Origin of the sequence: Streptomyces hainanensis (assembly GCF_004348415.1) — a bacterium.
In the GTDB taxonomy this organism is placed as follows: Bacteria; Actinomycetota; Actinomycetes; order Streptomycetales; family Streptomycetaceae; genus Streptomyces; species Streptomyces hainanensis.
Genome location: NZ_SMKI01000772.1, coordinates 1 through 1,856, shown reverse-complemented (window position 1 = coordinate 1,856; position 1,856 = coordinate 1). Strand labels below are relative to the sequence as shown.

Here is a 1,856-nt window from a genome sequence, read left to right as displayed (position 1 = left end):
ACCGCTACCGGTTCGCGGTCCCGCCCGGGACACGTCTTCCCGTTGCGCGCCCGCACCGGCGGCGTGCTGGTGCGCAACGGCCACACCGAGGCCGCCGTCGACCTCGCCCGGCTCGCCGGGCTGCGCCCGGCCGCCGCGATCTGCGAGATCGCCGCCGAGGACGGCACCATGCTCCGGCTGCCCGCGCTGCGCCGCTTCGCCCGCCGGTACGGCATCCCGATCATCTCCATCGAGGACCTGATCGCCTACCGGCGCGCCGCCGGCGAGGAGGTCGGCCCCACCGTGCGCCGCGAGGCCGAGACCACGCTGCCCACCGCGCACGGCACGTTCCGCGTCCACGGCTACCGCTCCGCAGCGGACGGCGCCGAGCACGTCGCCCTGGTCGCCGGCGAGTTGGGCGACGGCGAGGACGTGCTGGTCCGGGTCCACTCCGAGTGCCTCACCGGCGATGTCCTCGGTTCCCAGCGCTGCGACTGCGGCCCCCAGAAGGACGCCGCCATGAGCCGGATCCAGGCCGAGGGCCGCGGCGTGCTGCTCTACCTGCGCGGTCACGAGGGCCGCGGCATCGGGCTGCTGTCCAAGCTGCGTGCCTACCAGCTCCAGGAGGCCGGCCGGGACACGCTGGACGCCAACCTGGAGCTCGGGCTGCCCGCCGACGCCCGCGACTACGCGGTCGGCGCCCGCATCCTGGCCGACCTCGGCGTGCGCTCGCTGCGGCTGATGACCAACAACCCGGAGAAGGTCACCGCCCTGGAGCGGCACGGCCTGCGGGTCAGCGGGCGCGAGTCGATGCCGGTGCCCCCGAACGAGCACAACCTGCGCTACCTGCGGACCAAGCGCGACCGGATGGGCCACGACCTGCCCTGGCTCGACCAGGGCCCCGGCGCGTCCTGCGGCAACCAGTAACCCCGAACCAGCACCAGGAGGAAAGAACGTGAGCGGCAAGGGAGCCCCCGAGCTGACCGTGACCGGCGACACCGACCTGCGGGTCGCGGTGGTCGCCGCCCAGTGGCACCAGACCGTCATGGACGGGCTGCTGTCCGGCGCCCTGCGCGCCCTGAAGGAACTCGGCGTGCCAGAGCCCGCCGTGGTCCGGGTGCCCGGCAGCTTCGAACTGCCCTTCGCGGCCGAGTCGTTGGCCAAGAGCGGCTACGACGCGGTGGTCGCGCTCGGCGTCGTCATCCGCGGCGGCACCCCGCACTTCGACTACGTCTGCCAGGGCGTCACCCAGGGCCTTACCCAGGTCAGTGTCGGCCACGCCATCCCGGTCGGCTTCGGCGTGCTCACCTGCGACACCGAGGAGCAGGCCGTGGACCGCGCCGGACTGCCGGGATCCACCGAGGACAAGGGGCACGAGGCCGCCACCGCCGCCGTGGCCGCCGCCACCACCCTCCGTGCCGTTCCACGACCCCGGCGTGGCTGACCCCCCGCCACGCCGTAGGGTAAGAACACCATGGCCAACAAGACATTCGACGAGCTCTTCGCCGAGCTCCAGCAGAAGGCCGCCGCCGGCGACCCAGCAACCTCCCGCACCGCGGAACTGCTCGACTCCGGGGTGCACGCCATCGGCAAGAAGGTCGTCGAGGAGGCCGCGGAGGTGTGGATGGCCGCCGAGCACGAGAGCGCCGACCGCACCGCCGAGGAGATCTCCCAGCTGCTCTACCACCTCCAGGTGATGATGGTCGCCCGCGGGCTCTCGCTGTCCGACGTATACGCTCACCTCTGACACCAGGGTCGGCGCGCGCCCCCGGCGCCCGGCTGACCGAGGACGACGGTGGCGGCCAGCGCCACGACACCGCCGGCCAGCGCCGCGCGGCGGAGCGGCCGCTGACGAGAGTGGTTGAACACCTGGGAAG

General features: G+C 73.4%; 3 protein-coding genes. All 3 read left to right on the top strand.

All coding sequences use genetic code 11. The annotated features are described in order from the left end of the window. The coding region (gene ribA, locus E1283_RS35765) for a GTP cyclohydrolase II (RefSeq protein ID WP_132822325.1) at positions 1 to 906 on the top strand (906 nt) is incomplete at its 5' end. A gap of 28 nt (positions 907 to 934) precedes the next feature. Further along, positions 935 to 1,423: a 6,7-dimethyl-8-ribityllumazine synthase gene (ribH, locus tag E1283_RS35760; RefSeq protein WP_132822324.1), complete on the top strand. Its 489-nt coding sequence runs from the start codon at positions 935 to 937 to the stop codon at positions 1,421 to 1,423. A gap of 30 nt (positions 1,424 to 1,453) precedes the next feature. After that, positions 1,454 to 1,726, top strand: coding sequence for a phosphoribosyl-ATP diphosphatase (locus tag E1283_RS35755; RefSeq protein WP_132822323.1), 273 nt, complete (start codon positions 1,454 to 1,456; stop codon positions 1,724 to 1,726). Positions 1,727 to 1,856: the final 130 nt, after the last annotated feature.